Genomic DNA, 6,199 nt, shown 5'->3' on the forward strand with positions numbered 1-6,199 from the left:
AAATTCGGATTAAATTTGCAATCTACCATGAACATTTGCATAAATATACTATTATGTAGGCTTTTGAAAATGATAATGGATTATATTTAAAAGAACCAGATCAATTGCCAAACGATTTTGAAATTACGAAAGCAATCATTAATGGTGATGAAAGGGAGATAGATGGTATTTCCGAAATAGTTCATCAAAAGTTTGATAAAGATTATTTTGTGGTTAGAACTGGTGTGGGTTTCTTAGAAATATTTCCTAAGGATGTTAATAAAGGTGCGGCATTAAAAGCTTTAACGAAAGTATTAAAATTAAATATTGATGAAACTATAGCCATGGGTGATCGTGATAATGATATTCCAATGTTAAAGATTGCTGGAAAGGGAATAGCCATGGGCAATGCATTACCAGATGTAAAAAAGAGCAGTGAGTATGTAACTACTGATAATAATCATAGCGGAGTTGGTAAAACAATCGAGAAATTTGTCTTGTAGTTTAAATAAATTATTTTTAATAAAAGTCTTAGAAAAGACGTTAATTATTTACAAAAAGAGATTATTAATTCTGCTTTTTGTAAATAATGAGCGTCTTTTTTGATAAATTAAATAATTATTAAAATGAATTATCCTTAGAAATAAAGAGATTCTATCATTGTACATAATGTAACGCCTTAATCATTGAATTAAAATTAGTAAATGTCTAATATTATTAAGGAAATATTTGACAGATTAAATATAGAGTGTTAATTTTACAATTAAAATTCGGAATGGGGTAATGGTTCATGAGCAAAGTAATCGGAGTAACAGCAGATGTATTTTTGGGCGCTACATCTGTCATTAATCAAAAACTAATGGATTTTGTACCAAGACCAGCAATCAATGGAGTATTAAATGCTGGCGGAATTCCAATTAGCTTGCCTTATCTTCCTAAGGAGGAAATAAATGGGCTCTTGGAAAGATTAGACGGAGTTATTTTTACTGGTGGGCCTGATGTTGATCCCACTTTTATGGGTGAAGAACCTATTCCAGAACTTGGGATTACTAATCGTAATCGAGATCTTTTTGAAATAGCACTTGTGCGAACGGTTGTTGCTAAACATGTGCCTATTTTAGGAATTTGTCGAGGAGCTCAAATTATAAATGTTGCTCTAGGAGGAAATGTTTATCAAGATCTTGCAAGTCAATATCCTGGAAAAATTTTAAAACATCATCAATCTGCTCCTGGAGATCAACCAACTCATTTTGTTTCGGTTAACCATGATTCCAAACTATTTAAAACAATTGGTGACAATGTTTTTGTTAACTCTAGACATCATCAAGCCATTAAGGATGTTCCTGAAGGATTACAAATTGTTGCCACGGCTTCAGACGGGGTAATTGAAGCTATTGAAAATAAAGATGCTAGTGTTCAAGCAGTTCAATGGCATCCGGAAAATATGTGGCAGTACGATTCTCGACAATTACAAATTTTCAAGGATTTTATTGATCGTATCTAGGGGGTAAATGTTATGAAAAAAGCAATTCCGATGCATCATGTTCAAACAATAAAAAAATCTCATAAAATGGGATTCTGGACAATTCTTTTATTTGGTATTAATGGGATTATTGGATCTGGAATCTTTCTTTTACCTAATGAAGGAATGAAACTATTTGGTCCCGCTAGTTTATTAGTTTTAGGTTTTGACGCACTACTGATTTTGACAATTGGTTTATGTTTTGCGGAAGATGCCAGTTTATTTAAAGAAACCGGTGGCCCTTATGTATATGCAAAAGCAGCGTTTGGAAATTTTGTCGGCTATGAGGTTGGCTTTGTTACTTGGGCAATTAGAATTATCGCTGAAGGAACACTTTATGTTGGTTTCGCGACTGCTTTGGCAGGTGTCTTTCCGCAACTTAATAATATTATGGCTAAAGATATTATCGTTACAATATTAGCTTTATCCTTGATGTCAATGAACTTGGTGGGGGTTCAGGTAGCATCAATTGTTAATAATGTTATTACTGTTTCTAAATTGGTTCCATTAATTATTTTTATCGCTGTTGGAATTTGGTTTATCAAAGGACCTAACTTTACTCCCTTTGTTCCAGCTGCAGTTGCTAATACAAGTTCGTTTTCATTAGCTGCAATTACAATGTTTTATGTTTTTACTGGGGTTGAAGGAGCTGTTGTTGCAGCTGGAGAAATGAAGAATCCACAAAAGGATTTACCGCATGTTTTAATTATTATTATTTTGGCCGTAGCAACTTTTTATATCCTAATTCAAGCGGTTTGCATTGGTGTATTAGGTAGTTCCCTTGCTAATAGTGTTACACCAGTTCAAGATGCTTTTGCTAAAATTGCAGGTGGTTTTGGAAAATATTTAATTGCCGCCGGAACCCTATTATCTATCGGAGGTATCTGTGTATCTTCATCGTTCATCACGCCACGTTCAGGAGTTGCCATGGCTAATCATGGTATGATGCCCAAGATGTTGGCTGAAAAGAACCGTTTTGGCGTACCATATCATGCCATTATTATTTCAGCTCTTTTGGGTCTAGCAATTGCCTTATCTGGAACATTTAATACTTTGGCACAAATCAGTGCCGTATCAAGATTTGCACAATATATTCCCAGCTGTATTGCGGTTTTAGTTTTTAGAAAAACAATGAAAAATAGAAAATCAGATTTTAAAATTCCCTTTGGCTGGTTAATACCTGTTGTAGCGGTAACAGTTTCAGTTCTATTATTGTCACAAACTAACTTGGTTAACTTGGCTTGGGGCTTTGGAGCTCTATTAGTTGCAGTTCCCTTCTATTTTCTAAGTCGTAAAAATTTTGATTAATAATTAAATTATAATTTCAAATACAAGGAAGATCTGTGTGATTATTACATAGGTCTTTTTCTTTTTAGAATATTTTTGGTTTAAAATTAAAATCAAGCTAATAATATTAGTGATTAATTTTACAATCTACCTAAATAATAAAATGTTAGAAGCAATCACCAATAATGATTTTCGCTCACTCTTAAAATTAGTTGTTGAAAATCCAATTGCACATGTTAACAGATCTGAATATTTAGCAAAAGTATTTAAAGTAACAGAATCAGATATTATCAATGGGCACTTAGATATTTCCTTAAAAGAAAGAAAAAAAGTTGCACAAAAACAAATGGCTCTGTGGGCTATGAGTCTTTTCTATTTGACTAATTTGTTGCACTTGAATTGTAAATCCGTCATTATTGAATATGCCAGAAATGTTTGAGCCAGAAGGAGAATCAGGAGGGCAGGCATAAATGCAGAAAATTGACAAAACAGACACGCTCAAAACAATTCTGAGTGGTCGCAAATACACCGTCGATTATTTCCAGCGGGAATACCGGTGGGGGCAGAAGCAGATCGAGCAAATTCTCGCCGACTTCCAGAGCACATTTGAGGAATTTTATGATCCGGATGATCATGATACGCCGGAAGAAGTCATGAACTATGGCTTTTATTACATTGGATGTATCATCTGTACTGGCGGCTCGGAAAAGAAAATCATCGATGGCCAGCAGCGTCTGACCTCGCTAACACTTCTCATCATCTATCTGAACAACCTGCAAAAAGAAACTGTCAAGGATGAGGATCTTCTTGTCCCGCTGGATGACATGATCTATTCAAAGGCTTTCAGTAAGAAGAGCTTCAATATCGATGTGGCTGAACGCGAGACTTGCCTGCAGGCTCTATTGCAAAAAGATGAGACCTATGTGCCAGTGAATGAGAGCTCACAGAATATGCTTGACCGGTATCAGGACATAGAGGACATCTTCCCTGACGAGCTGAAGGGAGAAGCGCTTCCTTACTTTATTAACTGGCTGATAGAGAAGGTCCTCCTTCTGGAGATCGACACACCGTCTGACGACGAAGCACATACGATTTTCCTGACAATGAATGACCGAGGACTGAGTCTGAACAGCGCCGAGATGATGAAGGCTTACATCATCCAGCAGGTTGCAGAAGCTGACCGCATTGAGGTAAATCGAAAGTGGCAGGACAACATCAACCGTATCAAGAACGCCTCTTCTTACGATACGAGCGGCATGGTGAATACGCAGGACATTGAATTCATCTCTATCTGGCTTCGCGCAAAATATGCCAATTCCATGCGAGATACCAAGCGCGGCGCTAAAGATGAGGATTACGAACTTCTCGGCGACAAGTTCCATACCTGGGTACGCAACAACGCCCGGACGGCGATGGGCCTTGTAAAGCCGAAGGACTACAAGGAATTTGTTCTCACTGAAATGACACGTGTCACTGATATCTATCTTCTGATGAAAGGCTATGGCAGCAAGCTGACGCCCGGATATGAAGAGGTCTTCTACAATGCAAACCGTGACCTGACCTACCAGACCATGCTTGCCATCGCTTCCATTAAAAATGACGACACAGACGACATCGTAAAGAAAAAAATACAGATGACCGCAAAGTTCGTGGACGACTTTGCCACCATCCGAATCCTGAATTTCAAGAAGGTTAACTGGAACACGAATAAGTATTTGCTGTTTCATTTGATGCAGGATATCCGCAATGAGGACTGTAAGACGATCGGCATGGTCTATGTCCGTACACTCCACCGTATGGACGTGACCGTCGAGGGAATCACCAGGTTCAGTCTGAACCGGTTCTCCGGACGTTACATGCTTCACATCCTCGCGCGCTTCACTTCCTACGTGAATGTGCTGATGGGCAATCCGTCGCATTTCGAGGAGTACGTTGACCGCAAGCGTCAGGGAAACACTTACGATATTGAGCATATCCTTCCGGACAAGTACGAAGACTACGAGGACAGCTTCACCGACTACGAGGATTTCGAATCCACCAGGAATCAGATTGGAAACCTGATCCTGCTCACCCGAGACAAAAACAGAAGCTATCAGGCAATGAAATACTCCGAGAAGGTCCAGAAGTACATGGGAGACAACATCCTTGCTCAGGCGTTGAACGTCACAGCTTACACGAACAATCCGAAATTCCTCACGGTCGTTAACGAGTACGGCTTTCGTGCGATTCCTGACTTCAGTGAGCAAAGCATCGCAGACCGGGCTGAGATCTATCTGAGAATGGCAAGTGACATCTGGAATCCGGACGCTATTAAGGAAATCGCTGGTGGATGGGCCGATGACGATGAGAAGGGCTTCTTCAAGAACGAGAAGGGCCGTGAATTTACAGTCGGCTATGCAGAAAGAAGCTGGCCTGACGCGCTGAAATACGGATTCCTGTCCGCGAACCTTGGCGGCAGCGGGAAATCTATTTATAACGTTCAGGTCGGAGATACGGTTTATTGCCATATCGCTGGATATGGCTTTGTAGGTATTGGCGAATGCACATCAACCGCTGTGCCTATGAAGAACTTCAAAGTGATGGTCGACGGCACTTCAACTCCTGTAGCAGACGCGCCGTGGGAATCCGAGGAATCCAAGGAGAAACTTGATTCCAACAAGGAAGTATTTATCGGAGTTGCATGGAAGAAATATGTGACGGATATTAATGACGGCTACTGGGAGAAGGGAATGACGACAGTCCCGCTTGTAGCCTACATGCTTAATGATAAGACGACGCATCAGAAGGTCAGAGACCATTTCGGATACACCGACAGCGCCGATTAAACTTTTCAGCGAGGGCCATACTTTTTACGATTGCAGATTGAGGGGTCGCGGAGCTAGTAGCAGAATGCCAGCCGAGAATCTGCGACGGTAGAAAACCGGACATTGGAGTCATGTCGGAACCGGTTCAAGAAGAAACGACTTGATCGCTGACCGACCAAGATACCGACCAGGTTAACGGCATACTGGGTTGAGACCTTGATCATAAACTGATCGAGCAGAGGAGAGCAGGTCGAGACGATGGCCTCCCTCATGCCCGCCGTATGATAGGTAGAAATAGCATGTGGACATATTTCCGCAAACGGAGAGCACCTGTAAAAATGCCGTTTTTGGCCTTGAGCAGTTCCCGCGAACGGACGGAAATGTGTCCAGGAACCAGACATTCAGGTGCTTGTCTCGAGCCAAGTGGTGACACTGGCTGGGAATCAGACGAAGCGAGTGACGGTTAATCTGAAGATTCCGGAACAGGGCTTTACCGGTGTGCTGCTTGGCGGCCTCTATCTTGTCGACCAAGAAGAAACTGCTGGGACCACTGGTGATGGCGTTCAGTTCAAAAATCGGGAAGTTTGTCAAATGGTGTTGAAGGATA

The 6,199-nt window shown here is 40.5% G+C and carries 5 protein-coding genes and 1 pseudogene; all 6 read left to right on the top strand.

The window, feature by feature from the left end:
* Positions 1 to 98: 98 nt before the first annotated feature.
* Positions 99 to 482: pseudogene (locus FD26_RS10350) on the top strand (HAD-IIB family hydrolase); the annotation flags it as partial.
* Between the two features lie 287 nt (positions 483 to 769).
* Entirely contained in the window at positions 770 to 1,483 is a 714-nt protein-coding gene (locus FD26_RS10355; protein ID WP_057868350.1) for a gamma-glutamyl-gamma-aminobutyrate hydrolase family protein, read from the top strand.
* 12 nt (positions 1,484 to 1,495) lie between these two features.
* On the top strand, positions 1,496 to 2,809 hold the full coding sequence (locus FD26_RS10360) for an APC family permease (RefSeq protein WP_235525362.1): 1,314 nt from the start codon (positions 1,496 to 1,498) through the stop codon (positions 2,807 to 2,809).
* A gap of 142 nt (positions 2,810 to 2,951) precedes the next feature.
* A complete protein-coding gene (locus FD26_RS10365) occupies positions 2,952 to 3,227 on the top strand; it encodes a hypothetical protein (protein ID WP_057868351.1) in 276 nt (91 codons plus the stop codon).
* Between the two features lie 31 nt (positions 3,228 to 3,258).
* Positions 3,259 to 5,613, top strand: a complete 2,355-nt coding sequence (locus tag FD26_RS10370) for a DUF262 domain-containing protein (RefSeq protein WP_057868352.1) — start codon at positions 3,259 to 3,261, stop codon at positions 5,611 to 5,613.
* A 405-nt stretch (positions 5,614 to 6,018) separates the two neighbouring features.
* On the top strand, positions 6,019 to 6,199 hold a 181-nt coding region (locus FD26_RS11485), incomplete at its 3' end, for a WxL protein peptidoglycan domain-containing protein (RefSeq protein ID WP_420888499.1).

It is taken from the genome of Companilactobacillus crustorum JCM 15951 (genome assembly GCF_001434585.1).
Classification (GTDB): domain Bacteria; phylum Bacillota; class Bacilli; order Lactobacillales; family Lactobacillaceae; genus Companilactobacillus; species Companilactobacillus crustorum.

What these genes read in the sequence shown, in the direction of transcription:
- FD26_RS10360 (WP_235525362.1), top strand. Translation starts at nt 1,496, where the DNA reads ATGAAAAAAGCAATTCCGATGCATCATGTTCAAACAATAAAAAAATCT.
- FD26_RS10355 (WP_057868350.1), top strand. Translation starts at nt 770, where the DNA reads ATGAGCAAAGTAATCGGAGTAACAGCAGATGTATTTTTGGGCGCTACA.
- FD26_RS10365 (WP_057868351.1), top strand. Translation starts at nt 2,952, where the DNA reads ATGTTAGAAGCAATCACCAATAATGATTTTCGCTCACTCTTAAAATTA.
- FD26_RS10370 (WP_057868352.1), top strand. Translation starts at nt 3,259, where the DNA reads ATGCAGAAAATTGACAAAACAGACACGCTCAAAACAATTCTGAGTGGT.